This window comes from Pseudoalteromonas sp. CR1, assembly GCF_019392235.1.
Taxonomy (GTDB): Bacteria; Pseudomonadota; Gammaproteobacteria; order Enterobacterales; family Alteromonadaceae; genus Pseudoalteromonas.
Window position 1 is genome coordinate 1 of the sequence record NZ_JAHXRM010000462.1, and the last position, 250, is coordinate 250.

1 protein-coding gene is annotated in these 250 nt (G+C 61.6%); it reads left to right on the forward strand.

Annotation, left to right across the window (positions count from 1 at the left end):
• Positions 1-250, forward strand: a 250-nt coding sequence (locus KZZ04_RS20150; protein WP_219424028.1) for a hypothetical protein, incomplete at both ends; no start/stop codon positions are given.

Here is a 250-nt window from a genome sequence, read left to right on the forward strand (position 1 = left end):
CGCCGGCAAGAGGCTGATGACTTCTATGCGGCCCTGCAACAGGGGATCACCGATGAAGATGCGCGCAACGTACAGCGCCAGGCGCTCGCCGGCTTACTGTGGTCCAAACAGCTGTACTATTTTGACGTAAACCAGTGGCTCGACGGCGACCCGGCCCAACCTGCGCCGCCGCCCGAGCGCCTGCATATCCGCAATACCCATTGGCGGCACCTGTCCAACTTCGACATTCTCTCCATGCCTGACACCTGGG